The sequence below is a fragment of the Corynebacterium sp. Marseille-P3884 genome (assembly GCF_017942225.1).
GTDB lineage: Bacteria > Actinomycetota > Actinomycetes > Mycobacteriales > Mycobacteriaceae > Corynebacterium.
On sequence record NZ_JAGKSD010000012.1, the window covers coordinates 43,267 to 68,316 of the forward strand.

At 64.5% G+C, this 25,050-nt stretch carries 25 protein-coding genes and 1 tRNA gene; 16 read left to right on the plus strand and 10 right to left on the minus strand.

All coding sequences use genetic code 11. From position 1 onward, the window contains the following. Positions 1-32 precede the first annotated feature (32 nt). Positions 33-707 carry a DUF2334 domain-containing protein gene (locus J5Y21_RS08275; protein WP_210574362.1) on the plus strand — a complete coding sequence of 225 codons (675 nt, stop codon included), beginning with the start codon at positions 33-35 and terminating at the stop codon, positions 705-707. On the opposite strand, the gene J5Y21_RS08280 is transcribed toward J5Y21_RS08275, so the two are convergent. The 3 genes from J5Y21_RS08280 to J5Y21_RS08290 form a co-directional block, all read right to left on the minus strand. After that, positions 704-1,555, minus strand: coding sequence for a metal ABC transporter permease (locus J5Y21_RS08280; protein WP_210574364.1), 852 nt, complete (start codon positions 1,553-1,555; stop codon positions 704-706). The two genes, J5Y21_RS08275 and J5Y21_RS08280, sit on opposite strands and share 4 nt — an antisense overlap. Then, the gene (locus tag J5Y21_RS08285) at positions 1,552-2,265 is read right to left on the minus strand and encodes a metal ABC transporter ATP-binding protein (protein WP_210574366.1); all 714 of its coding nucleotides are present in this window, start codon (positions 2,263-2,265) and stop codon (positions 1,552-1,554) included. Before J5Y21_RS08285 ends, J5Y21_RS08280 begins: the two co-directional genes overlap by 4 nt. A gap of 219 nt (positions 2,266-2,484) precedes the next feature. Beyond that, on the minus strand, positions 2,485-3,507 hold the full coding sequence (locus J5Y21_RS08290) for a zinc ABC transporter substrate-binding protein (RefSeq protein WP_210574368.1): 1,023 nt from the start codon (positions 3,505-3,507) through the stop codon (positions 2,485-2,487). A 150-nt stretch (positions 3,508-3,657) separates the two neighbouring features. Between J5Y21_RS08290 and purS the strand changes: the two genes are divergently transcribed. Genes purS through purL form a run of 3 tightly spaced genes read left to right on the plus strand, consistent with a single transcriptional unit; the run spans position 3,658 to position 6,938 of the window. Further along, the gene (gene purS, locus J5Y21_RS08295) at positions 3,658-3,900 is read left to right on the plus strand and encodes a phosphoribosylformylglycinamidine synthase subunit PurS (RefSeq protein WP_210574370.1); all 243 of its coding nucleotides are present in this window, start codon (positions 3,658-3,660) and stop codon (positions 3,898-3,900) included. Between the two features lie 3 nt (positions 3,901-3,903). Continuing rightward, entirely contained in the window at positions 3,904-4,584 is a 681-nt protein-coding gene (purQ, locus tag J5Y21_RS08300; protein ID WP_210574372.1) for a phosphoribosylformylglycinamidine synthase subunit PurQ, read from the plus strand. Positions 4,585-4,589: 5 nt separating this feature from the next. Next, the gene (gene purL / locus J5Y21_RS08305) at positions 4,590-6,938 is read left to right on the plus strand and encodes a phosphoribosylformylglycinamidine synthase subunit PurL (protein WP_349236975.1); all 2,349 of its coding nucleotides are present in this window, start codon (positions 4,590-4,592) and stop codon (positions 6,936-6,938) included. An 81-nt stretch (positions 6,939-7,019) separates the two neighbouring features. Here purL and J5Y21_RS08310 read toward each other — a convergent pair whose 3' ends face one another. Then, a complete protein-coding gene (locus J5Y21_RS08310) occupies positions 7,020-8,027 on the minus strand; it encodes an acyl-CoA thioesterase (RefSeq protein WP_210574374.1) in 1,008 nt (335 codons plus the stop codon). 30 nt (positions 8,028-8,057) lie between these two features. Here J5Y21_RS08310 and J5Y21_RS08315 point away from each other — a divergent pair, with 30 nt between their 5' ends. The 4 genes from J5Y21_RS08315 to J5Y21_RS08330 all read left to right on the plus strand — a co-directional run bounded on the left by J5Y21_RS08315 (position 8,058) and on the right by J5Y21_RS08330 (position 11,510). Then, a complete protein-coding gene (locus J5Y21_RS08315) occupies positions 8,058-8,441 on the plus strand; it encodes a sterol carrier family protein (protein ID WP_210574376.1) in 384 nt (127 codons plus the stop codon). Between the two features lie 105 nt (positions 8,442-8,546). Continuing rightward, positions 8,547-10,013, plus strand: coding sequence for an amidophosphoribosyltransferase (purF, locus tag J5Y21_RS08320; protein WP_210574425.1), 1,467 nt, complete (start codon positions 8,547-8,549; stop codon positions 10,011-10,013). A 5-nt stretch (positions 10,014-10,018) separates the two neighbouring features. Beyond that, entirely contained in the window at positions 10,019-11,122 is a 1,104-nt protein-coding gene (purM, locus tag J5Y21_RS08325) for a phosphoribosylformylglycinamidine cyclo-ligase (protein WP_210574378.1), read from the plus strand. A gap of 169 nt (positions 11,123-11,291) precedes the next feature. Then, positions 11,292-11,510, plus strand: a complete 219-nt coding sequence (locus J5Y21_RS08330) for a DUF3073 domain-containing protein (RefSeq protein WP_210574380.1) — start codon at positions 11,292-11,294, stop codon at positions 11,508-11,510. Positions 11,511-11,513: 3 nt separating this feature from the next. Here the strand turns inward: J5Y21_RS08330 and J5Y21_RS08335 are convergent, their stop codons facing one another. Beyond that, a complete protein-coding gene (locus tag J5Y21_RS08335; protein WP_210574382.1) occupies positions 11,514-12,674 on the minus strand; it encodes a folate-binding protein YgfZ in 1,161 nt (386 codons plus the stop codon). Between J5Y21_RS08335 and J5Y21_RS08340 the strand changes: the two genes are divergently transcribed. Then, a complete protein-coding gene (locus J5Y21_RS08340) occupies positions 12,673-13,572 on the plus strand; it encodes an aminodeoxychorismate lyase (protein WP_210574384.1) in 900 nt (299 codons plus the stop codon). The two genes, J5Y21_RS08335 and J5Y21_RS08340, sit on opposite strands and share 2 nt — an antisense overlap. Here the strand turns inward: J5Y21_RS08340 and J5Y21_RS08345 are convergent. After that, a complete protein-coding gene (locus tag J5Y21_RS08345) occupies positions 13,569-14,264 on the minus strand; it encodes an FABP family protein (protein ID WP_210574386.1) in 696 nt (231 codons plus the stop codon). The two genes, J5Y21_RS08340 and J5Y21_RS08345, sit on opposite strands and share 4 nt — an antisense overlap. Positions 14,265-14,279: 15 nt before the next feature. Further along, positions 14,280-15,020 carry a DUF2993 domain-containing protein gene (locus J5Y21_RS08350; protein WP_210574388.1) on the minus strand — a complete coding sequence of 247 codons (741 nt, stop codon included), beginning with the start codon at positions 15,018-15,020 and terminating at the stop codon, positions 14,280-14,282. Between the two features lie 22 nt (positions 15,021-15,042). Between J5Y21_RS08350 and mshD the strand changes: the two genes are divergently transcribed. From mshD to pstB, 5 genes are all read left to right on the plus strand, one after another. Continuing rightward, entirely contained in the window at positions 15,043-16,017 is a 975-nt protein-coding gene (gene mshD / locus J5Y21_RS08355) for a mycothiol synthase (RefSeq protein WP_210574390.1), read from the plus strand. A gap of 205 nt (positions 16,018-16,222) precedes the next feature. Then, entirely contained in the window at positions 16,223-17,368 is a 1,146-nt protein-coding gene (gene pstS, locus J5Y21_RS08360) for a phosphate ABC transporter substrate-binding protein PstS (RefSeq protein ID WP_210574391.1), read from the plus strand. A 202-nt stretch (positions 17,369-17,570) separates the two neighbouring features. Continuing rightward, on the plus strand, positions 17,571-18,635 hold the full coding sequence (gene pstC, locus J5Y21_RS08365; protein WP_210574392.1) for a phosphate ABC transporter permease subunit PstC: 1,065 nt from the start codon (positions 17,571-17,573) through the stop codon (positions 18,633-18,635). Positions 18,636-18,824: 189 nt separating this feature from the next. Further along, the gene (gene pstA, locus J5Y21_RS08370; RefSeq protein ID WP_246875092.1) at positions 18,825-19,664 is read left to right on the plus strand and encodes a phosphate ABC transporter permease PstA; all 840 of its coding nucleotides are present in this window, start codon (positions 18,825-18,827) and stop codon (positions 19,662-19,664) included. A gap of 36 nt (positions 19,665-19,700) precedes the next feature. Further along, complete coding sequence (gene pstB, locus J5Y21_RS08375) at positions 19,701-20,477, plus strand: phosphate ABC transporter ATP-binding protein PstB (RefSeq protein WP_210574394.1); 777 nt, start codon at positions 19,701-19,703, stop codon at positions 20,475-20,477. Positions 20,478-20,553: 76 nt separating this feature from the next. Here pstB and J5Y21_RS08380 read toward each other — a convergent pair whose 3' ends face one another. Then, positions 20,554-21,288 (minus strand): phosphate uptake regulator PhoU, encoded by a 735-nt coding sequence (locus J5Y21_RS08380; RefSeq protein ID WP_210574396.1) that lies wholly within the window; start codon positions 21,286-21,288, stop codon positions 20,554-20,556. A gap of 15 nt (positions 21,289-21,303) precedes the next feature. Beyond that, complete coding sequence (gene dusB / locus J5Y21_RS08385) at positions 21,304-22,473, minus strand: tRNA dihydrouridine synthase DusB (RefSeq protein ID WP_210574398.1); 1,170 nt, start codon at positions 22,471-22,473, stop codon at positions 21,304-21,306. Between the two features lie 102 nt (positions 22,474-22,575). On the opposite strand from dusB, the gene J5Y21_RS08390 reads away from it, so the two are divergent. Continuing rightward, positions 22,576-22,648 (plus strand) — tRNA-Lys (locus J5Y21_RS08390). A gap of 85 nt (positions 22,649-22,733) precedes the next feature. After that, entirely contained in the window at positions 22,734-24,464 is a 1,731-nt protein-coding gene (locus tag J5Y21_RS08395) for a long-chain-fatty-acid--CoA ligase (RefSeq protein ID WP_210574399.1), read from the plus strand. On the opposite strand, the gene J5Y21_RS08400 is transcribed toward J5Y21_RS08395, so the two are convergent. Next, on the minus strand, positions 24,461-25,042 hold the full coding sequence (locus tag J5Y21_RS08400; RefSeq protein ID WP_210574400.1) for a hypothetical protein: 582 nt from the start codon (positions 25,040-25,042) through the stop codon (positions 24,461-24,463). The two genes, J5Y21_RS08395 and J5Y21_RS08400, sit on opposite strands and share 4 nt — an antisense overlap. Positions 25,043-25,050 lie beyond the last annotated feature (8 nt).

Genomic DNA, 25,050 nt, shown 5'->3' on the forward strand with positions numbered 1-25,050 from the left:
GGGCGCTATGCCCTAGAAGTAAGATGTAGGCCATGTCCCGTCACTTGCTCGTCTCCGTTTCCTCGATTTTCGATGAGACACGCAAGGATGTGCAGAAGCTCGTCAGCGACCTCGAGCGCGAGTCGATTCCGGTCTCTCTGCTGGTCGCGCCGCACATCGACAAGAAGTGGCACCTGGCCAAGGACGACAAGACCCGTGGCTGGCTCAAAGAGCAGATGGATGGCGGCCGCGGCCTGATCCTCAATGGCTTTGACCAGCCTGTCCAAGGCCGCCGCGCGGAATTCGCCAACCTGGAAGCCCACGAGGCGAAACTGCGTCTGAAAGGCGCGACCCGGCAAATGGAAAAGCTCGGCTTCGAGCTCGATACCTTCGCCCCGCCGCGCTGGCGCATGTCCGACGGCACGCTGGAAGCCCTGCAGAAATTCGACTTCCGCCTCGCAGCGTCCACCCAGGGCATTCACTTCCTGCGGACCGGTCAGATCGTCTATTCGCGCAACCTCTCCGTCGGCGAGGGCTTCGGTGCTGCCGGGTGGTGGCGCCGGAATATCATCGACGCCGCTGTCCGCAGCGCCAAACGCGGAAACACCGTCCGTCTTTCCGTCTCCGGCAGGAACCTGTCGAAGAAGAAGGTCCGCGATGATTTCGTCGCCGCCGCCGTCGCCGCGGCTGGCGAGGGCCTGAAGCCGGTGAACTACCGGGATCTCTAGCGCGTTCCGCCCACGCGGCGGCGCTGCAGTCCGCCGATCACGCGGCACACCAGGTAGATGCCGAAAGAGATGAACGCGACGAACACGCTCACCGGCACGCCTGGAGCCAGGGAAAGAATCATGCCGCCGACCGCGGAGACCTCAGCGAACACGACTGCCCAGACGACAGCGCGCACCGGGCTGGCAGTGATTTGAGTGGCAGCCGCGCCGGGCGTGATCAGCAGCGACATCACCAGCAGCGCGCCGACGATCTGCACTGACTGGGCCGATGCGATGCCCACGAGCACCGCGAAGAGAATGGACATCGCGCGGACATTGACCCCGGCGGCGGCCGCCATGACTGGGTCGGCGGAGGCGAAAAGCAGCGGCCGCCACAGAACTGCCACAGCGACTGCGACGAGCGCTGTCGTGCCAGCGAGCAGCCACAGATTCTGGCCCGAAATGCCCACGATCTGGCCCGTCAGTAGCGCCAGCGCCCGGTTGGAATTGCCGGGGTAGAGGTGGATGAACAGCACGGATAAACCCATGCCGAAGCTCATCACCACGCCGACTGCCGAGTCCTGCTGCCCGCGGAACCCGAGTGCCGCGAGAACGACCGCCGCGATCACCGCGCCGGCGACCGCGCCGATGCCGACATTGAGGCCGAACAGCAAGGCAGCCGCAGCACCCATCAGGGCGAGCTCGGAGGTCGCGTGAACGGAGAACGACATCTGTCGCACCACGATCAGCGGCGCCATCACGCCTGATAGCAGCCCGAGGAGCGCGCATGCGACGAGCGTGACCTGCACGAAGTCGAGGCCGAGCAGATACTGCGTCGTGTCCCAGGCCGTTGCGAGCGATTCACTCACAGGACCACCATCCTTCCGTTCGCCTCGACGACCTCGACGTGGGTGCCGTAGAGCTCGCTCAAAACATCCGAGCGCATCACCTCGTCGACAGTCCCCACCACATGTCCTTCCGGGCCGAGGTAAAGAACCCGGTCGACCACCGACAGAAACGGGTTGATCGAGTGCGTCACGCACAGCACACCGGCGTCGAGACCAGCCAGCCTGTCGACGGTGTCCCTTTCGCGGGCAAGGTCGAGGGAGAGGAGGGGTTCGTCGGCAAGCACGAGCTCCGGCTCGCTGGCCAATGCTTGCGCTTGGCGGATGAGTTGCTGCTGGCCGCCGGACATGAGGCCCGCGCGCTGGTCCGCGAAATGCGTGGCGCCGACGCGGCTTAGAAGCTCGTCGACTTTTCCTGCGGGCGGGCGGCGGCGCGCGATGCCGTGCGCGCAGGCGAGCGAGACGAGGTCGCGGCCACGGATGGGCAGGTCCGCGGGGAACATGTGCTGCTGCGGAATGAAACCGATCCGGTCAGCTGCCCGCACTGTGCCCGACGACAGCTTGCGCGTGCCCATAATCGCGCGCAGCAAGGTCGATTTGCCCACGCCGTTCGGGCCGAGCACCGCGATGAATTCCCCACGCCCCACCGTCAGGTCGAGCCCGGACCACAGCGGATCGACGGCGGCGCCACGCAACTCGAGTACGGCGGGGACGCGGGGTTCGGTAGAAGTCACTGTCTGATCAAACCACTGCTGAAAATCGATTTCAATGCTGGGGCCGAAAGGCGCGGGGGCGGCATCAACGTTCGCCGGAAAGGCGAACGGTAACAATTCAACGGTAACCCTGCCGCCTCATGTCCTAGATCAGGGACATAGACGGAGGTTTTGGAGCATTGTTACCGTTGGATTGTTACCGTTCGCGAGGGCGGTAGCCGCGGGCGGCAGGGAGCGTCGTTAAGCGGCGTCCTCGCCGTGCATGTGCTCTTCACCGTCGTGCGGCACGGAACCCACGGTTTCCACGAGCTCGTCGACGACCTGGTCGAAGTAGTCGAGGAAGTTCACGCCCTCCGGCGGGGTCTCGCGCATCTCCACGATGGGGACGTTGTTCTCTCGCGCGGCGTTGGCCAGCTGCTCGGTCGCGCTGTTGGTGCTCTGTGGGTTCACGATGAGCACGTCGACGTGGCCGGCCTCGATCTCCTCGACGAACGCGGCGACATCCTGCACGGACGGCTCAGCCTCGTTGATCGCGGCCTTCATGTAGCCCTCCGGGGTGATGTCGTGCAGCTCCGTACCCCACACGAGCGGTGCCGCGATCGACTCGGTCATCGCGATGTGCGTGTGCGGCAGCGCCGCGAGCTGCTCTTCCACCGCGCCCATTCGCTTATCGACGTCCTCCGTCGACCCCCCGACCTTCTCCTTCACCGCGGCCGCGACTTCCTTCACCTTTTCGGGCGAGAACCAGGCGTGCTCGAGCTCGTTCGGATCGTCGGGGATGCCGTGGGAGTGGCCGTGATCGTGGCCGTCATGGTCGTGGCCCTCATGATCATGGCCTTCGTGACCCTCCTCGCCGTGCTCGTGGGCATGCTTGTGGGCCTCGGCCTCTTCTTTGCTCACGAGGGGGACGGCGTGAATGATGCGGTCTTGCTCGGCGACGGTGTAGAGGCTGGCGTCGTAGGGGCCGCCGTTGGCGACGAGGGTGCCGGCTTCGCGGACGCGGGCAAGGTCCTTGGCGGAAGGCTCGAAGTGGTGGGGGTCGATGTCGGTGCCGTTGATCACGGCTTCGACGTCGTTGTCGGTGACGGCTGCCGCGACATCAGCCCACACTGGGGTGGTGGCCAGGATGTCGGAGGAGTCGGCGGTGTCCGTGCCGGTGGCGGAGGTGTCCGCGCTGTCGGAGGAGCAGGCGCTCAGGCTGGCTCCGACAAGTAGTGCTGCTGCGACGACGGTGGCCGGACGGTGAAGATGACGCTTCTGCATAGAGGACATCTAACCAGTAATGAAAACTGTTTTCAACGCGCAGCAGGGGTAGCGGGCGATGCGCGAAGGTCGCCGCGGGGAGGGGGAGTGGTTGGGCGGTCCGATATACTGACGGGCGTCTTCAGACCGTCAAGACTGTGAAGGATTCTCATGGCACGAGTCGTTGTAAATGTCATGCCCAAGGCCGAAATTCTGGATCCGCAAGGACAGGCTGTGCACCGAGCGCTGGGGCGCATCGGGGTGAACGGGGTGACGGATGTTCGCCAAGGCAAGCGCTTCGAATTGGAGGTCGCCGATTCGGTCACGGACGAGGAGTTGCAGCGCGTCGCTGAGACGCTGCTGACCAACACCGTGATCGAGGACTTCGTCATCGTGCGCGAAGAGGAGGCGTAAAAGATGGCAGCGACCATCGGGGTAATCACATTCCCCGGCACGCTTGACGACGTTGATGCGCTGCGCGCCGTCCGCCTCGCCGGGGCGGAGCTGAAGTCTCTTTGGCATGCGGACGAGGACTTGACCGGCGTTGATGCCGTCATCGTCCCGGGCGGTTTCTCCTACGGGGACTACCTGCGCTCCGGCGCGATCGCGGCGATGGCGCCGATGATGACAGCCGTCGTGGAAGCCGCTGGCAAGGGCATGCCGGTGCTGGGCATCTGCAACGGCTTCCAGATCCTCACGGAAGCAGGACTGCTGCCGGGCGCGCTGACCCGTAACAAGGGCCTGCACTTTCACTGCACCGACACCTATCTCGAAGTCGCCAACGCCGAGACGGCGTGGACGAGCGAATTCGAGGAAGGGCAGAAGATTCTCGTGCCGGCAAAGCACGGGGAGGGCAGGTTCCAGGCGGAGCAGGGGACCGTCGAGAAGCTTGAAGCGGAAGGTCGCGTGGTCTTCCGTTACACCGATAATTTCAATGGCTCCATGAACGGCATCGCTGGCGTGACTAGCGAGAACCGCCGTGTCGTGGGGCTCATGCCGCACCCGGAGCACGCCATTGACCTGCTCACCGGGCCGTCCACCGATGGTCTGGGGCTGATCCAGTCCGCCATCGCCGAAATCTCGAAGATCGGAGCGTGATTCGCGTGAGCGAACAGGAAAAGAACCCGCTCGTGCACAATGACACCGTCGAGGCCGCGAAAGCGACGCCAGAGCAGGAACAGCCGTATGCCGCGCTGGGTCTGAAGGACGACGAGTACGCCCGCATCCGCGAGATTCTGGGCCGCCGCCCGACGGACGCGGAGCTGACGGTCTACTCGGTAATGTGGTCGGAGCACTGCTCCTACAAGTCCTCGAAGGTGCACCTGCGCTATTTCGGCGAGACCATGACTGAGGAGATGGCCTCGAAGATTCTCGCTGGCATCGGTGAGAATGCCGGCGTGGTGGACATCGGCGGCGGAGACGCGGTGACGTTCCGCGTCGAGTCGCACAACCACCCCTCCTACGTGGAGCCGTACCAGGGTGCGGCGACCGGTGTCGGCGGCATTGTCCGCGACATCATGGCCATGGGCGCGCGCCCGATCGCCGTGATGGACCAGTTGCGTTTCGGTCCGGCTGACGCGGACGACACCAAGCGCGTCCTGCCTGGCGTCGTCGCGGGCATCGGTGGCTACGGCAACTCGCTCGGTCTGCCGAATATCGGCGGCGAGACCTCGTTTGATGCCACCTACGCGGGCAACCCACTGGTCAACGCGCTGTGCGTGGGCACGCTGAAGGTCGAGGACTTGAAGCTCGCATTCGCATCCGGCACGGGCAATAAGGTCATGCTCTTCGGTTCCCGCACGGGTCTTGACGGCATCGGCGGCGTGTCCGTCCTGGCGTCCGAGACCTTCGAGGAGGGCGCGGAGCGCAAGCTGCCCGCAGTTCAGGTCGGCGACCCGTTCGCGGAGAAGGTCCTCATCGAGTGCTGCCTGGAGCTCTACGGCGCCAATGTCGTCGTCGGCATCCAGGACCTCGGCGGCGCGGGTCTGGCGTGCGCGACGTCCGAGCTGGCGGCAGCTGGCGACGGCGGCATGCGCGTCAACCTCGACGCCGTCCCGCTGCGCGCGGAGAATATGTCCGCCGCGGAGATCCTCGCCTCCGAGTCCCAGGAGCGCATGTGCGCTGTCGTGGCTCCGGAAAACGTCGAGAAATTCAAGGAAATCTGCGCCAAGTGGGACGTCAACTGCGCAGAGATCGGCGAGGTCACCGCAGAAAACGACCGTCTGGTCATCGAGCACAATGGCGAGATTGTTCTCGATGCCCCGCCGTCGACCATCGCGGATGAAGCACCGGTCTACGAGCGCCCGTGGGAGCGCCCGGAGTGGCAGGACGGGGTGCAGGAAGCGGTGGACGTCGATAAGCCTGCGGATGTCGCTGATGCGTGGCTTAAGCTCGTCGCGTCCCCCGCGCTGTGCTCGCGCGACTGGATCACGGAGCAGTACGACCGCTACGTGCGCGGCAACACCGTTCAGGCGCGTCATGCGGATTCGGGCGTTTTGCGTATCGACGAAACCTCCGGCCGCGGCGTGTCCGTCTCCGCCGACGCATCCGGCCGCTACACGTACCTGGACCCGAATATGGGCGCGCGCCTCGCTCTGGCTGAGGCCTACCGCAATGTCGCAGTGACCGGTGCCCGCCCTGTCGCGGTGACCAACTGCCTGAATTTCGGCTCCCCGGAGAACCCCGACGTGATGTGGCAGTTCCGCGAAGCTGTGCACGGACTTGCCGACGGCTCCCGTGAGCTGAATATTCCCGTTTCCGGCGGCAATGTCTCGTTCTACAACCAGACGGGCGAGACCCCGATTCTGCCCACGCCTGTGGTCGGTGTGCTCGGCGTCATCGACGATGTCGCGGACTCCGTGAGCCACCGCGTGGTCAACAACGAGGACCCCGATGTGCTCGTTCTCCTCGGCGAGACGCGCGACGAATTCGGCGGCTCCGTCTGGCAGGACATCTCCGGCGCGGGGCTTGCGGGCCTTCCGCCGCAGGTCGACCTGGCTAATGAGGCGAAGCTCGCGGACTTCTTCTGCGGCTCGGCAGACGCACCTGCGGAATCTTCCGGTGCGTCTGCCGGACTCACCGCCGCGCACGACCTGTCTGAGGGCGGCCTCGGCCAGGCGGTGTTCGAGATGCTCAAGGACACTGAGAAGGGGGCTGAACTCGACCTTTCGGCTGTTCACGAGGACGCGTTCACCGCGCTGTTCTCCGAGTCCGCCTCCCGCGCGCTCGTGGCGTGCAGCTCCGACCGCGTCGACCGCGTTGTCGCCGACGCTGTCGAGCTCGGCATCCCGGCTGCCGTGATCGGCACGACGAATATGAGCGGCGAGATCACCTTTGCTGAGGGCACCCCCGGCGCCGGTCAGTCCGTCGGCATGCAGGCGCTGCGCACCGCGTGGGCGGGCACCCTGCCGGGGCTGTTCGCGCACGCCGATGCGCCGAACGCAGCGGTCTAGACACCTGCTTACGCGCAAAGCGCGGGGTACCGCCGTGAAGCGGTCCCCGCGCTTTTTCTGTGCCTTGTGTTTGCTCCGCGGTTAGTCAGTCCGCTGGGTGGACGGGTTCGGGGAGACGAGCGGCATGGGGCGGTACTCCTCCCGCATCGCCTTGAGCACCTCGGCGTGCTGCCAGAGAGCCTTGTCTTCCTCGGTCTCGGGGACGAATTTGCGGGCCTTCAGCGGGTCGCCGTCCGTGTCGGTGGCGACGTAGGTGAAGGTGGCGTGGATCGCCGTCTGCAGGTTCTCGCGGCCGCCGCGTGGATCGCCAGAACGCACGTGGGTGTCCACGCTCATGGAGCGCTTGCCGGTGCGGGTCAGACGTGCGTCGACCTCGATGAGGTCACCGATGGAGATCGGGCGGTAGAAGCGGATGCCGCCTGCATAGACGGCCACAGTCTGCTCACCGGACCATTCCATCGTGCAGGAGGTACCTGCGGCATCGATCCACTCCATCGCGGTGCCGCCGTGGACCTTGCCGCCCCAGTTGATGTCGGTCGGCTTGGCCATGAAGCGGTGGATGATGCGCGGGGCGCGGGACTCGCCGTCGTAGGTCTGCTCCGCCATCTGCTCTTCGATGTTCTTGCGCAGCTCCATGCGGGACTTCGCGGCCTGCTCGACGCGCTTTTCTTCGTCGGTCTGCGGGACGTAGGTGGGCACCTGCATGCCCTTGCCGGTCTCGGGGTCCTTGGCCACGAAGATGACCAGGCAGTCGCAGGCGCGGGTGAACACGCCTTCGCGCGGGTCGGCGGAGAGGACCTCGTTGACGATGTGCATGGAGCTCCGGCCGGTCATGGCGATGCGGGAGCGCACCTCCACGATGTGTCCGGACGGGATGGGGCGGGTGAAGTGAATGTGGCCCACGTATGCGGTGACGCAATAGGTGGAGGACCACTGGACGGCACAGGCGTAGGCGGCTTTGTCGATCCACTCGAGGACACGTCCGCCGGAAACGCCTTGCGCACCAGCGTGAATGATGTCCGTCGGGGCCGCCATGAAGCGAAGAGTGATGGATGAGGGCTTATCTACAGATTCCGCTGTCTCGGTCATTCCTGTGAGTTTAATACGTAGACTGCGATCATGACTCCTAAGAACGACCCTTCGGCTACCCGCGCCGCGATTGAGGCTGTCAAGGGGTGGATCGAGGATCCGGAAAGCACGCCCGTTCCGGCTCGTGGGCTGATCGCTGACGCTTGTCGACGCTCCGTGCGCGCCCTCGCCGCCGAACTCCCCGGACACACGGTGGAGCTTCGGGTGCCCCCATTTGTGGCTGTTCAGTGTGTTGAGGGCCCGCGTCACACCCGCGGCACCCCTCCCAATGTGGTGGAGATGGCGCCGGAAGTCTGGCTGCAATTGGCCACGGGGAAGCTGGATTATGACACCGCCGTTGCCGAGGGTCTGGTGGAAGCCTCGGGTTCCCGCGCCGGGGAGGTCACCGCCGGCTTGCCGGTGATTGCTCTCTAGGTGGGTGAATCCACTAGGGTTGTGCACGTGCAAAGCCTGAATGCTGATGCTGCCGATGCCGCCAACGTCACCGATCATTCGGTGCCTACTGGTATCCCACGGGATATGGAGGCCGAGGAGAACGAGCCGCGCGAGGAGTGCGGTGTCTTCGGCGTATGGGCACCGGGGGAGGATGTGTCCAAGCTGACGTATTTCGGCCTGTTCGCCTTGCAGCACCGCGGCCAGGAAGGCGCCGGCATTGCAGTGGGCGATGAGGGCCGCATCGTGGTGTTCAAGGACAGCGGTCTGGTCTCGCAAGTCTTCGACGAGGCGATTCTGGACGCGTTGCAGGGCGATGTGGCAATCGGCCACACGCGCTATTCCACCGCGGGGTCCGGGAAGTGGGAGAACGTCCAGCCGATGTTCCGGACCTCCCCGAACGGGACCGATGTGTCGCTGGCGCATAACGGCAACCTGGTCAATTTCAAGACGCTGGAAGATGAGGCGGTACGCCGCAAGCTCGTGTCCGCCGAGGGGGTCGAGGGGCAGGGCTCGTCGTCGGATACTGCCGTGGTCTCGGCATTGCTTGCCGACGGCGTCCGCGACGACCGCACCCTCCTCGATTCCGCCCGCGATCTGCTGCCGACGTTGAAGGGTGCTTTCTGCCTCGTTTTCACCGACGGCAACACCTTGTACGCGGCGCGCGATCCGCATGGCGTGCGACCGCTGTCGCTGGGTCGCCTCGAGCAGGGCTGGGTTGTGGCCAGCGAGACTGCCGCGCTGGATATCACCGGTGCGTCCTTCGTCCGCGACATCGAACCCGGCGAGCTCATCGCCATCGACGAATCCGGCATCCACACCGAACGCTTCGCCGACGCCACGCCGAAGACGTGCGTGTTCGAGTACGTCTACATCGCGCGCCCTGATTCCGTGGTGGAAGGCCAAACGGTCAACGCCACCCGTCTGGAGATCGGCCGCCGCCTGTCCCGCGTCGCGCCCGTCGACGGCGATATCGTCATGCCTGTTCCCGAGTCCGGCACCCCTGCCGCGATCGGTTACGCCGAGGAATCTGGCATTCCGTTCGCACAGGGCCTGATGAAGAACGCCTATGTCGGCCGCACGTTCATCCAACCGTCGGACACCTTGCGCCAGCTGGGTCTGCGCTTGAAGCTCAACCCGGTGCGCGAGATCATCGAGGGCAAATCCCTCGTCGTTGTCGACGATTCGATCGTGCGCGGCAACACCCAGCGCAAACTGATCCGGATGCTCCGCGAAGCCGGCGCCGCAGAAGTGCACGTGCGCATCGCGTCGCCGCCGGTGAAATGGCCGTGTTTCTACGGCATCGATTTCGCCAGCCCGGGCGAGCTCATCGCCAATAACGCGGGTGGAGATGAGGAAGCCGTGGCGGAGAATATCTGCCGCGTCATCGGAGCCGATTCGCTGGCGTTCGTGAGCATTGACGACATGATCGCCTCCACGGGCAAGCCCGCCAACAATCTGTGCGCCGCCTGCTTCGACGGCCACTATCCGCTCGGATTGCCCGAGCACAATGCCAATGCCGATGCGGTTCGGCGCATTCAGGAAGGGATGTAGCTTTCATGACCACCCCCGACAACCAGCAGCCGGAAAACCCGGACACCCAGGCTGACACTTCTGTCTCCTACGCCGCTGCCGGTGTGGATATCGAGGCCGGCGACAAAGCCGTCGAGCTCTTCGCCCCGCACGCCAAGCGCGCGACACGCCCGGAGGTCCGCGGCAGCCTCGGCGGCTTCGCCGGACTGTTCGCGCTGGGCAAGTACAAGGAGCCGCTGTTGGCAGCCGGCTCGGACGGTGTGGGCACGAAGCTCGCTGTCGCCCAGGCCATGGACAAGCACGACACGATCGGCATCGACCTGGTGGCCATGTGCGTCGACGACCTCGTGGTCTGCGGCGCAGAGCCGCTGTTCCTCCAGGATTACATCGCGGTGGGCAAGGTCGTGCCGGAGAAGGTCGCGGAGATCGTCGGCGGCATCGCCGAGGGCTGCGTCCAGGCCGGTTGCGCGCTGCTCGGCGGCGAGACCGCGGAGCACCCGGGCGTGATGGGCGAGGATGAATACGATGTCTCCGCCACGGCCGTCGGCGTCGTCGAGGCTGACGAGCTGCTCGGCCCTGACCGTGTGCGCGACGGCGACGTGATCATCGGTATGGCGTCGTCCGGACTGCACTCCAACGGTTATTCCCTGGCCCGCCACGTCCTGCTTGAAAAGGCAGGGCTGCCGCTCGACGGCCATATCGAGGAATTGGGTCGCACGCTCGGCGAGGAGCTGCTTGAGCCGACCCGCATTTACGCCCTCGACTGCTTGGCGCTGGCGCACGAGTGCGAGGTGCGTACGTTCTGCCACGTCACGGGCGGCGGTCTCGTGGGCAACATGGAGCGCGTCATCCCCGAAGGCAAGGTCGCGGAAATGCACCGCGCGTCGTGGGAGCCGCCGCAGATTTTCCGCACCATCCGCACCGTGGGCAAGGTTCCGGAAGAAGAGATGGAAAAGACATTCAACATGGGTGTCGGCATGGTCGCGGTCGTCGCGCCGGAGGACCGGGACCGCGCGCTGGCGATGCTCACCGCGCGCCACGTGGACTGCTGGGAGCTCGGCGTCGTGCGCACCGCGACAGGGGAGGATGCAGGGGCGCGCGCGACGCTCGTCGGGACGCACGTGCACTAGTAGCTTAAGGCGCGCACACCGCGCCCCGAGCGGTTTGTGCTGGTGGTGGAGGTAAGCGACATAATTTGACGCGCACGCTATTATGGCATGCAGGACAAATTTTCAGACGTTTTCAGAAGGGCCGCCGATTAATCGAGCCGCCCTTTAGACACCTCAAGGGGGTCACGCCATGGGTCGCGGACGCGCCAAAGCAAAGCAGACCAAGGTCGCACGCCAGTTGAAGTACAACACGCCCGACATGGATCTTGATTCGCTCCAGCGGGAGCTCGCGGGCAAGGCCCCTTCGAATAACCAGTGGGACGACGACCATGACGAGGACGACGATTACGAGGTCGACCCGCAGTACGCCGAGTACGCCGACTGGGACGCTGACGACGATAAGCGCTAAGAACTAGCGCCCGCGCAGCTTATTCACGGCGGCGCGCCCCGCCTTTTCCCCTTCATCCGCCGGCAGGGAATCAATGTCCACAGCGGCGGTGACGGTCATGGTGCCGTTTTCCACGTCGCCCGCTTCGATGTCCAGGGTGATGCCATCTCCTGGTGCATTGAGTGCGGAGCGTTTCACCAACGCTAGGGCGACCGGCCCGAAATCGCAGTCGTGGACGACAGTGCCGAGTCGTCCTACGGTGCGCCCGCCCACGGTGACAGGAGAGCCCGCTTCCGGTTCCGCTGGGGCAGAGCCGTCCAAGTGCACGAGGACCATCAGGCGCGGAGAGCGGCCGAGGTTCTCAACTCGTGCCACGGTCTCCTGCCCGCGGTAGCAACCCTTATTCAGGTGCACGGCGCCGACGTGGCCGCCGCGGGCAATGAGCGTCGGTGCCTCGTGCGGGATGGATTTCGCGTCGAGGTCCGCGCGTTGTTCTGGCTCTAAGGCCTTGACGCGTTCGGCGGTGAACGCCATCAGGCCTGCCTTTTCCAGGCCGGCGTCAGCGCTGGTGAGCGCCCGGTAGGCGTCGGCAAGCTGAGCGCGTGGCACGGCGATGTCGATGCGGCGCGGGCCGGCCCAGTCCACCTCGCGGGAGAAGACGGCGCCGGTGGATTCCGGCACAGCGAACGAGCTGGGAGCGCCGAGCACAGTGATGATGCCGAGGTCCGCCTTATCGACCGTCACCTCCGACCAGAAGATCATCTTGGTCAGGTACTCCAGCAGGGATTCGCCCAGATACGACGGGGTATCCAGGTAGAACGTGTCGCCGGCGCGCGTGATGTCGCCGTGGTGGAGAATGCGCCCCTGTATGTCCAGATCGCAGAATGCGGCGGAATACCCGTCGGGGGCGTCGTCGAGTTTCTGCGACAGGAGGTTGTTCAAAAAATCCGCGGCATCCGGTCCGGCAACGCGGATCACGCACCGGTGGCTGCGGTCCACAGCGACACCGCCGCGTTGCACGAAACGCTGTTCGCGCAGGGGATCGCCGTAGTGGGAGGGGACGCCAGCGGCGTCGATAAGCGTGCTCGTTGCGACGGGCAGCTCGGCCGCACCAGTGAAGCTTAAAAGGGGCGAACGGTAGTTATTCACGTCCCCCAATAGTACGCGGGCATAATGGGGAATCATGGGCCCGAACAACGCAGTCATTTACCTCGTCGAGCCGTTCGGCGGTTCCCTGCGGCGGCAAAACGCTAATCTGCCGCACGTGTACTGGGACGACGCGGCGGTCACGCGCGGCGACGGCTGTTTTGAGACCATCCTCGTCACTGCCGGCACGCCCACGAATCTCGACGCGCACCTGAAACGCTTCGTGAATTCCGCGCGCCTGCTCGACCTCCCGGAACCGCCCGCTCAAGCGTGGCGGAACGCGACCGAGATGGCCGTCGCCGATTTCGTGCGCGAATCCGGCCTCGAGGCGGCCGACGTCGAGGCGAAATGCCAGTGGACGTACACCCGCGGCCGCGAATCCACCGGTGTGCCCAGCGCGTGGGTGACCGTGCGGCCGATTCCGCGCGAGCAACTTGAGCTGCGCGAACGTGGCGCGAAAATCATGACCGCCCCGCGCGGCTACACCCTCGCCGCCATGGAGGAGACCCCATGGCTGACCGTCGGCGCGAAAACGCTCAACTACGCGGCGGCGATGTCCGCCGTGCGCTGGGCAAAAAGCCGCGGCTTTGACGACGTCATCTACATCGACCCCGCCACCGGGCGCGTGCTTGAGGGAGCGACCTCGTCAGTGATCGTCGTCCGCGGCGACAAGCTGCGCACGCCCACCACCGGCGGCGATGTGCTGCCAGGCACCACCCAAGCCGCGGTCTTCGCGCGGGCGGAAAAAGACGGGTGGCGCTGCAAAGAAAAAGACATCGACGTCGATTACCTGCGCGCTTCCGACCAGGTGTGGCTGGTCAGCTCCGTGCGCGGCGGAGTGCGCGTGACCGCCATCGACGGCAAAGAGCTCTCCGCGCCCAGTAAAAAAGAAGAAGCGAAGGTGCGCAAGCTTATCGACGCCGCCGTCGCCGGCTAGCCCGCGATACGCTTCAACTCAGCCGACATGTAGGGGATGAACGTGATGTCGTCCTGCGTGGAGCCGGCTGCGACACGCTCGTCGACCCAGCCCAAATTGTTGTTCGGCATCAGCCCGTACATGCGCTTGCCCGGGCCATGGTTGGCTGGGCCCTGCTCCGTCGCGATCGTGGAGGCCGACGTGATCTGCCACGCGCGCTCGTTGACCGGGGAGCCGTAGAGAACCTCCACCAATCCGCGGGAATTGGTCAGCGTCACCTCGATCTCATCTTTGAGGGAGATGCGCCAGAACCCGGTCTCACGCTGGTCCGCGCCGGTGGGTTTGCCGTTTTCGTCGATGCGCCAGATACGCGAATCGAAACGAAGGTAATTCTCGCCATCGTGCGAAATGACCAGCTGCTGGCCGAACGCGTAGTCCTTGGGCTCCTCCTCCGGCGATGCGGGCAGCTCCACTGCCTGGCCCTCGCCCTGCCACACGCCCACCAGCGGCAGCAGGCCTAGTAGGCCGTCGTGCAGGTTCGGTCCCTTGCGCAAGTTCGCAGTGTCGTCCGGCAGGGGGATCTCATCCAGGCCCAACTCCGGAATATTGCGGTGCGCCGTGCCCTTCGACTGCTCCGCAGCCAGGTTGACAGCGTCGTTGCTGTTCAGCTTCGCATTCGTCGGTTCGTTCTGCGGGTTCTCGTTTTCGCTCATGACACTCAAGGGTAGTCATCGGCCCGCTGGAACCGCGACGGGGGACAGCAGCTCGTCGGTCACGGTCACGTCGTGCTGCTGGGAGGAGAAGCGGATCGACCCGCCCGCCACTTCCACGAGGTCCGCCTGCGCGCCGATCGGGAGGTCGCGGGTATCCAACTCAAGGGTGTACGCGTCGGTGACGGCGGAGGTAAGGGCCGAGGGGACGTCGATAAGCTGTTCGGGTTCCATGCGGAAAGTCGTGCCGTCGAGCCGGAGGGTGACCACCGCCGACGTCTTCTCGTCCGTGCCCGGCACCGTGCCCGTGAGCTGCGCCTCGCTCGCTGTGCCGCCCGTCGGCGAAATATCGTACGGATTCGCGATATCGAGGTCCGTCATGCCGAGCAGTTGGCCGAACGCGACACCGTCGAGCGACAGCGTGTGCTCCACGCGCTTGGCATGCGCCCCCGCGAATTCCGCCCTGACGGCCTTGTCCGCGTCGATGTCGATGCCGTAAATATCCGTGCGTGTATTCGCGATTCCCACCCCGTCAACGTGCACATCGAGCGCCTGGAAACTCACGCGCGGAACCTCGCCCGTGAGAGCGACCTGCGCGAACGGTAGACCGCCGACGTACGTCTCCGGGTCCGCCGGAAGGGCATCAGCCTCCCGCGCGTGCGCGGCCAACGCGCGCTCCACTTGCGCCGCCACCGCCGCATCCGCGGCGAACGCGAGCGCGACGACACACGCGATCGCCGCAAGCACCTTCACCTTCATGCCTTTACCGTAGCCTGGGGGTATGACACAGGGTTCTTCCGCAGTGCAGCGCGTCGATCTCGGCGCCGAATCCGCGCTGGTCAACGCCGCCCGCGCCCTCCTCGACCGCGCGCATGAGGCCGACGGCGTCGAAGCCTTCTCAGAGGGATTCACCAAAGAGCTCGGCCGCGCATCGGACCATATCTATTGGGCATCGCTTATCGACGACACCCTGTGCTCTCTCGCCGCCTGCGCCCCCGACGGCTCCGCCGAACTGGTCGTGGACCCAGCTTCCCGCCGCAACGGGCACGGCGCCGCACTTGCTGAAACTGTCTTGCAGGCGCGCCCCAACGCTGGCCTGTGGGCCCACGGTAATCTTCCCGCGGCCCAAGCCCTCGCCTCGAGCTTATCGCTGCACCCCACCCGCGAACTTCTCGTCATGGCAATCGACGGCACAGCCCTGCAGCGCATCGGCGGATTCGGTGCCACTGGCGACGCTCTGCCTGCCGGCCTTGAGGAGCTGAGTTACACCGAATCCGTTTCGCGCTGGGGCCGCGATGCCGTTGAGCAGGTCTGGTTGGACGTCAACAACGACGCATTCTCCTGGCACCCCGAGCAAGGCGGCCAGACGGCTGAGGCGCTTCACGATTCCATGGACGCCCCCTGGTTCGACCCTGACGGCGTGCGTTTGCTGTGGGCAGCTGATCGCGCTGAAGCTGACGTGGTGCCTGCTTTGGCCGGCTTCCACTGGACTAAGCGCCACTCGGAAGAAGTGGGGGAGGTCTACGTCGTCGGCCTGTCCTCCGCTTATCGCGGCCGCGGTCTCGGCGACCCCCTCATGCGCGCTGGACTTGAGCACCTCGTCGCAGGCGGTTCGCGCCGAGTCATTCTCTATGTCGAAGCCGACAACGTTCCCGCCGTGCGCAGGTACGAAGCGATGGGCTTTGAGGTGGCGGAGCGCCATGTCGTCTATTCCGCGGGTCCCGCCGACCGCGCCAACGCTGTGCGCGTGGCTTGACGATCCTGATGGTCTCAAATGTGACACAGAACGCACCACTAATTCACAGGAGATCCCAAAGTTAACTCATTGTTCACCGTTTAGGGGTCGCATGGTTAACGCGAAACCCGTAGCTTCCCAAATGTGAGCACTCAGGCACGGATATTCCTGCGCCCTGAGACCGATGCTCAGAAGCAATCTGAATTCGCACCGGAAAGGTATCCCCGTGATCCGTAACATCAAGCGCACTGCAGCAGTCGCAGGCATTGCTGCACTGACCTCCATGACCCTCGTCGCTTGCGGCGACTCCAACGAGAATGGCACCGACGACGCCAAGGGCGGCGAGAACAACGCTTCCGAGGGCCAGGACGCTGGCTCCATCGAGGGCCTGTCTGGTCAGACCGGCCAGCTCGTCGCCGAGGGTGCTACCTCCCAGAAGAACGCTATGGAGTACTTCGGCGTTCGCTACTCCGAGGCTGTTCCCGGTGCGAACCTCGCGTACAACGCGACCGGCTCTGGCAAGGGCATCAAGAACTTCACCGGTAACCAGGCTGTCTTCGCTGGCTCTGACTCCCCGCTGAAGGAGGACAAGGGCGAGGTCGAGGCTGCCAAGGAGCGTTGCGGTGGCAACGACGCATGGCACCTGCCGATGGTCATCGGCCCGGTCGCTATCGCTTACAACATCGAGGGCGTTGACGAGCTGAACCTGACCGTCGACAACATCGTCGAGATCTTCAACGGCACCATCAAGAACTGGAACGACCCGAAGATCGCCGAGAACAACGACGGCGTCGAGCTGCCGGACCAGAACATCTCCGTGATCTACCGCTCCGATGAGTCCGGTACCTCCGACAACTTCCAGAAGTTCCTGGCTGCTGCTTCCGATGGCAAGTGGACCGGCGAGGGCAAGGCATTCCCGAAGGAGGTCGGTGTCGGTAAGGATGGCTCCACCTCTGTGGCTGAGGAAGTCAACGCTACCCCGGGTGCTATCACCTACGTCGAGTCCGGCTACGCACGTGACCTCGACCTCGGTGTCGCCAACATCGACTTCGGTGGCGGCCCGGTTGAGCTGTCCGACGAGACCGTCAACAAGGCTCTGGACAACGTCCAGTTCAAGTCCGAGGGCAACGACATGGTCGTCGACTCCAAGGCTCTGTTCGCTTCCCACGACGGTGGCGCATACCCGCTCGTCCTGACCACCTACGAGATCGTCTGCTCCAAGGGCTACGACGAGGAGACCAAGAACATGGTGAAGGACTTCCTCACCGTCGTCCTCGAGTCCCAGGACGAAGAGCTCGCTGACGCCGGCTTCATCCCGGTCAAGGGCGAGTTCGCCGAGAAGCTGAAGGCTTCCGTCGACGCTATCTCCTAAGGCCTAAGCGTCACACGTACCCAGTCTCACAGTCTGGGTAAGACAACATGCCCCCTGCTGCCGCTGTGAGCCGGGGGCATGTTCACGTGGTGGGTGCGGCTCGGAGACCGACAACGGTGTCGGCCGTATGCCCCGACAAAAGGCGGGGGAGCGTCCACGCTCTTCCGCACACTGACTTTCACTATTCAAAGGAATCGTCACTATGGCTGACAACGAATTGCCGGATAACGCTCGCGCCGGCTCCGTGACCAGCGCCGACCCGATCGGTGGCTCGTCGCAGGCGACGCCTGTAGAAACGGACCGGGATGACTCTGCCGCTGTGGGCACCGCAGGTGGCGGTGCTGGCGTGAAGCGTCCGGGCGACCGCGTCTTCGAATCGCTCTCCACCATTTCCGCCGCTCTGATCACCGTCATCATCATCGCGATCGGTCTGTTCCTCCTGATTCAGGCCTTCAATCCGCTGCGCCTGAACAAAGAGAACTTCTTCACCTACGGAGGTGACTGGCAGACCGCGAACCTGGAGGAGATGAAGTTCGGTATTCCGAACCTCTTCTTCACCACGATCACGGTCTCGATCATCGCTCTGCTCCTCGCAATGCCGATCGCCCTCGGCATTGCGATCTTCCTCTCCAACTACGCGCCGAAGAAGCTGGTGCGTCCGCTGGCGACACTCGTCGACATGCTCGCGGCTGTCCCGTCGATCGTTTACGGTCTGTGGGGCGCGCAGGTGCTCGGTCCGAAGCTCTCCGGCTTCTACGAGTGGATCCACTCCTGGGGCGGCGACTTCTTCCTGTTCAAGCAGTACCAAAACTCCCCGTCGTTCGCGACGGGCGGCAACATGCTCACCGGTGGCATCGTCCTGGCGATCATGATTCTGCCGATCATCGCGGCGACCACCCGCGAAATCTTCGTGCAGACCCCTCCGGGACAGATCGAGTCCGCCCTGGCACTGGGCGCGACCCGCTGGGAAGTCATCCGCATGACTGTTCTTCCGTTCGGTATGTCCGGCTACATCGCCGGCTCCATGCTGGGCCTCGGTCGTGCGCTGGGCGAAACCATGGCGCTCTACATGGTCATCCCGACCGGCCCGGAATTCCGCGGTTCGCTTTTCGATGGCGGCTCGACCTTCGCAACCGCCATCGCGAGTGCCTCGGCAGAGTTCAACAACCCGACTTCCGCTGGTGCGTACATCTCCGCGGGTCTGGTGCTGTTCCTGCTGACCTTCATCGTCAACTCGGTCGCTCGTGCGATCGTCAACAAGAAGTAGGTGTATGACATGAGCACTGCATACCCCGGTAAGAATTCTGGCGAGTCCAAGAAGGTCACCAAGGTGACAGAGACCGCCCCGGCCGAGACCGCGGCTGGCACCACCGCAGCTACCACGACCGCGACCCGCGAGAAGGCTACCGCGACCAGCGGCAGCCCATTCACCCACATCTCCTCATCCCGCAAGACCATGAACTCCTTCATGGGCGGACTGATGTGGGTCGCGATGATCCTCGCCCTCATCCCACTGCTCTGGCTGCTGTTCACGCTGGTGTCCCGCGGCTACGAGGCCATCTTGAACCCGGACTGGTGGACCCAGGACATGATCGGCGTTCGTGCCCGCCGTGAAGGCGGCGGCGCCCTGCACGCCATCGCCGGTACCCTCATGCAGACGCTGATCGCGTCGCTGTTCTCCATTCCGATCGGTATCTTCACCGCTATCTACCTGGTGGAGTACTCCAATGGCAGCAAGCTGGGCAAGCTGACCACCTTCATGGTGGACATCCTGTCCGGTGTCCCGTCCATCGTTGCCGCTCTGTTCGTCTACGCCCTCTGGATCACCATCCTCGGCCAGCAGCGCTCCGGCTTCGCCGTGTCGCTCTCGCTGATCTTGCTGATGGTCCCGGTGGTGGTGCGCAACACCGAGGAGATGCTCCGCGTTGTTCCGATGGATCTCCGCGAGGCGTCCTATGCCCTCGGCGTCCCGAAGTGGAAGACCATTGCACGCATCGTGCTGCCGACGGCACTGTCCGGCATCGTTACCGGCATCATGCTGGCCATCGCCCGCGTCATGGGTGAGTCCGCTCCGGTGCTGATCCTTGTCGGCTCCACGCCGCAGCTGAACTGGATCCACCTGTTCGGTCAGCCGCAGTCTTCGCTTCCGCTGTTCATGCTCGATATGTGGAAGTCCGGTTCTGCACAGCCGGTCATGGACCGCCTGTGGGGCGCAGCCCTCACCCTGGTCATCCTCGTCGTTGTCCTGAACCTCCTGGCACGTTTCATTGCCGCGAAGTTCTCGGTCAAGAAATAAGTCGCCCCGCCTAACATTCCCATCTAGGAGAAACTAATGTCTATCAAGCTCCAGCTGAACGACCTCGACATTTACTACGGCGACTTCCACGCCGTCCAGAGCGTCAACATGGATATCCCCGCACAGGCTGTGACCGCATTCATCGGTCCGTCCGGCTGCGGTAAGTCCACCGTGCTTCGCACCCTGAACCGCATGCACGAGGTCATCCCGAACGCGTCCGTCGACGGCGAAGTGCTTCTCGACGGCCACGACATCTACGCCAAGAACGTCGACCCGGTGGCTGTCCGTAACACCATCGGCATGGTGTTCCAGAAGGCGAACCCGTTCCCGACCATGTCCATCGAGGACAACGTTGTCGCCGGCCTGAAGCTGTCCGGCGAGAAGAACAAGAAGAAGCTCAAGGAGGTCGCTGAGCGCTCCCTGCGTGGCGCGAACCTCTGGGACGAGGTCAAGGACCGTCTGGATAAGCCGGGCGGCGGCCTCTCCGGTGGTCAGCAGCAGCGTCTGTGCATCGCTCGCGCGATCGCAGTCCAGCCTGAGGTCCTGCTCATGGACGAGCCGTGTTCCGCACTGGACCCGATCTCCACCCTCGCTGTGGAGGACCTGATCCACGAGCTGAAGGATGAGTACACCATCGTCATCGTGACGCACAACATGCAGCAGGCAGCTCGTGTGTCCGACAAGACCGCGTTCTTCTCCCTCGAGGCGACCGGTAAGCCGGGCCACCTCGTCGAGTTCAACGACACCAACACGATCTTCGAGAACCCTGAGCGCAAGGAGACCGAGGATTACATCGCTGGCCGCTTCGGCTAAGCCATTTCGCGCAGCAGCCCCCGCTAGGATTCGTTCCTACCGGGGGCTTACGCTTTTCCGCTTATCGACGTCGCGCCTACCGCCCCCGCCCGAAGTACCTTTCCAGTTCCCGGAAGCGTTCGTTCATCTCAACCTCGTGGCCGTCTGCGTCCTTTTTGCGCACGTAGCGCTCGGGTGTGAGTCCGGTGACGAGGTAGACAATGCGAGCGGCCACGTTGACGCAGTGGTCGGCGTAGCGCTCGAAATAGCGCCCGAGCAGCGCCAAGTCGACGGCGGTGCGGCTCGTTCCCTGCCAGTCGTGAGCGGTGACGCTGTTGAGCAGGTGCTGGTTGAGCGCGTCGAGTTCGTCGTCGAATTCGCTCATCGCCAGTGCACCGTCGACGTCGGGAGCGATCAGTTGGTCGTGGATGAGCTCGCCCATGGTGTCCACGAGCCGCGCTAGCTCCACGACGGTGGGTTTCATCGTCTCGTCGTAGACGTATTCGGGGTGCCGCAGTCGAGCAACGCTGGCGATATGGCGTCCCAGGGTACCCATCCGGTTGAAGTCCTCCACGATGTAGATGGAGGTGAACACCTGGCGCAAATCGGATGCCACGGGGCTTTCCAACGCCAGAAGAGCCATGCTGCGTTCCTCGCAGCGGACACGAATCTCCTTCAAAGTGTCCGCTTCGGTGAGGGCGGCTTCGGCGTCTTCGAGTGAGCCGTCGATAAGCGCTTTGGATGCGTAACGCATGACGGTGCGCACCGTGTCGCTCATGAACTGCAAGTCCTCAGCGAATGCGTTGAGGTGCTCGCGGTATTCGGTGCGCATGGTGGGGTGTCCTCACTATCCGCCGCTGGAGTTAATCTCTGCTCCGACCGGCACGGTGTCGTCTTCTGGGTCGTCCAACCAGCCGTCGGGGAGCGCCACCTTCGCCGCGGAACCTTGGCGTCCGCGCGCGGAATCGGCAGCCTGAGCTCGCTCGTTCGAGGTGGCGATGGTGGAGAGCTGCTCGTCCAGCTCCGCGAGCGAAGAAACGCGTGCGAGCTGGCCGCGGAATTCACCGCCGACTGGAAAGCCTTTGAGGTACCAGCCTACGTGTTTGCGCATGTCTCGGCAGCCTTTGGCCTCGCCTTCGTGGGCGGCGAGAAGCTCCGCGTGGCGCTTCATGATTCGCGCGACTTGGCCGAGTGTCGGCTCTTCGGGCACCTCTTCGCCGCGCAATTGTGCCCCGAGCTGCGCGAATAGCCACGGGCGGCCGAGGCAGCCGCGCCCCACGACGACGCCGGCGCACCCCGTTTCATCCATCATGGCCTGCGCATCCTGGGGCGCGAAGATATCGCCGTTGCCCAGCACGGGCACGCCGGTGCCGTCCATGTGCTCGACCAGGCGCGCGATCTCGCCCCAGTCCGCGTCGCCCGAATAGCGCTGCGCGGCGGTGCGCCCGTGGAGAGTCACGGCGGCGGCACCGGCATCGGCGGCGATGCGCCCGGCGTCGAGGTGCGTGTGGTGCTCGTCGTCGATGCCGATGCGGAATTTCACGGTCACCGGGATGTCCGTTCCTTCTGTGGCGCGCACAGCTGCGTCGACGATCTGCCCGTACAGCTTGCGCTTGTAGGGGAGTGCGGAGCCGCCACCGCGGCGCGTCACCTTCGGCACCGGGCAGCCGAAGTTCATGTCCACGTGGTCCGCCATGTCGCGCTCGACGATGGTGCGCACCGCCCGGTACGTGTATTCCGGATCGACGGTGTACAGCTGCATCGACCGCGGCGTTTCCTGCGGCGCGAACGTGGTCATGTGCAGGGTCTTCTCGTTGCCTTCCACCAGCGCGCGGGCCGTGATCATCTCGCACACGTACAGCCCGGACGCGGTGCCGGTCAGCTCCTGCTCGATCTCGCGGCACAGCACGCGGAAAGGCATGTTCGTTACGCCGGCCATCGGTGCGAGGATGACCGGCGAAGCAAGGTCCATGCCGCCGATGCGCAGTTGCGGAAGAGTAGAAGTCACGTGCCCCATTGTTCCTTCCCACGTCGCGGTCACACAAACTGACGTGGGCATTCGCTTATCGACGCCCCGATTTCTCCCCTCACCCACCTCCCCGCTACCATGTATGCGCACGGGCCTTTAGCTCAGTTGGTAGAGCTACGGACTTTTAATCCGCAGGTCGTGGGTTCGATCCCCACAGGGCCCACTGCATCCGATCCCCGCGGTCCTTTTTTTGGTCGCGGGGATTTTTCTTCGCCCCAAGGCCATCGTCCCGGCGTAGGGTGGACGGCATGTCCGACGTGAATGAGCCCGCTGACAACAGCGGCAAGCCCTGGCTGAAGTACTACCCGGAGTGGACGGACCATACGCTGGAGTACCCGGAGAAGACGCTCGTCGAGATCTACGACGACAACCTCGCCGCCAACGCCAGCAAGACCGCGACCCATTTCTTCGGCCGCACCATGACGTACGGAGAACTGGACGTGGAGGTTCGCCGCGCCGCCGACGGTCTCAAGCGTATCGGTGTGCAGCAGGGCGACCGCGTCGCCATCATGCTGCCGAATTGTCCGCAGCACGTCGTGGCCTTTTTCGCGGTGCAGAAGTTGGGTGCGATCGTGGTGGAGCATAATCCGCTCTACACGGCGCATGAGCTGCGCCCCCAATTCGCCGACCACGGCGCCCGCGTGGCGATCGTGTGGGACAAGGCCGCAGAGACCGCCACAAAGATCAAGGACGACGACAGCACGGAGCTGGCGATAGTCATCAGCGTCAATATGACCAAGGCGATGCCGTTGCTGCAGCAACTGGTGCTGCAGGTGCCCGTCGGCAAGCTGAAGAAGGCGCGGGAGCAGCTGACCGCTCCGGCCGAAGGGACCTTGCCGTGGGAGAAGATCCTCGGCGCCCGGAAGGTGATTCCGCCACGCGTGCGCACCCCGGACAACATCGAGCTGGACGACCCCGCTCTGATTCTCTACACCTCCGGCACAACCGGCGCCCCGAAGGGAGCCGCGCTGACTCACCGCAACCTGATGGCCAACCCGGTGCAGGGCCGCGCGTGGGTCAAGGAGCTGCAGCAGCCCGGGCAGCGCATGCTCGGCACCTTGCCGTTCTTCCACGCCTACGGTCTGACATTCTCTTTGACGCTGACCTTCTTCATCGGCAGCGAGCTCGTCTTGCTGCCCGCCCCGTCGATGGATCTGATCATGCGCGCGGTGAAGAAGACCCCGCCGACATTCGTCCCCGGCGTGCCCACCGTCTTCGAGCGCATCATCCAGTCCGCCCGCGAGAAGAATGTCGACCTCTCGCAGGTCCAAATCGGCTTCTCCGGCGCTTCGTCGCTGCCGGGCAGCGTCATCGAGGAGTGGGAAGAGATCACCGGCGGCCGCCTCGTGGAGGGCTATGGCCTGACAGAGACGTCCCCGATCGTGATCGGCAACCCGGAAAGCGCGGACCGCCGTCCCGGGTACATTGGCATCCCGTTCCCGGACACCGAGGTGCGCATCGTCAACCCCGACGACCCCGACGAGGTCATGCCGTACGGCGTAGCCGGCGAGATCCTGGTCAAAGGGCCGCAGGTCTTCGGCGGCTACCTGAATAACCCGGAGGCCACCGAGAAGGTCTTCCACGACGGCTGGTTCCGCACCGGGGATATGGGAGTGATGGAAGAAGACGGCTTCATCAAACTCGTCTCGCGCATCAAGGAGCTCATCATCACCGGCGGCTTCAACGTGTACCCGGCGGAGGTGGAGGAGACCCTGCGGGGGCACCGAGACGTCGTCGATGTCGCGGTCGTGGGGCGTCCGCGTAGCGACGGTTCAGAGGACGTCGTCGCATGCGTCGTCTTGGACCGCGGCGCGGAGATGAACCCGGAGAGCCTTAAGGCCTTCGCCCGCGAGAATCTCACCCGCTACAAGGTGCCGCGCGCCTTCTACCACTTCGAGAATCTGCCGAAGGACCAGATGGGTAAGGTGCGCCGCCGCGAGGTGCGCGACGAGCTGATGGAGCGCCTCGAGCGGGACTAATCCCAGAGGCCGAGGTTCATCAGGATGGCGCCGTCCTCGCGCACGAGCGCGAAATCGCCGTCCTCGGCTGTCGGCAGAGCGGAGATAATGCGCTGCAGCCGCAGCTGGTAGCGCTTTTCCTTGCCGTCGACGGTGAGGGTGCCCACGGAATTGAGCTTGTCATGCTCCTCGATCACCACATCGTCCACGGTCGCTTTTCCGCTGCCAGTGCCACGCACGCCGAAAATCGGCTCACCTGTGGAGAAATCCGCGCCATTTTCGCCGCGCAGAATCAGCTGGACGAACTCTCGGACTGCCACGGGATCCGCGGTCAGCTGCGCGACGGAGCGGGGGCCGAGAATGGAGTGGGAAAGGGGGCACAAAGCGTCGTCAAGCGCTTCTTTTTCCTCGCGGTAGCTGACGCCGCACTGCGTGAGCGCGCCCTCGGCGTCGCGGCCGACGAGTACTTCGATTCCGACCTTGTCGTCGCGGTCGACGGCGCGGTAGGAGCCTTCAAGTTGCGCGATCGATGAGAAACGCGCGGCGATATCGTCTTTGGTGGGGTCGAGCTCAGCATCGTAAATTTTCGCGGTAGCCATATTTTCTA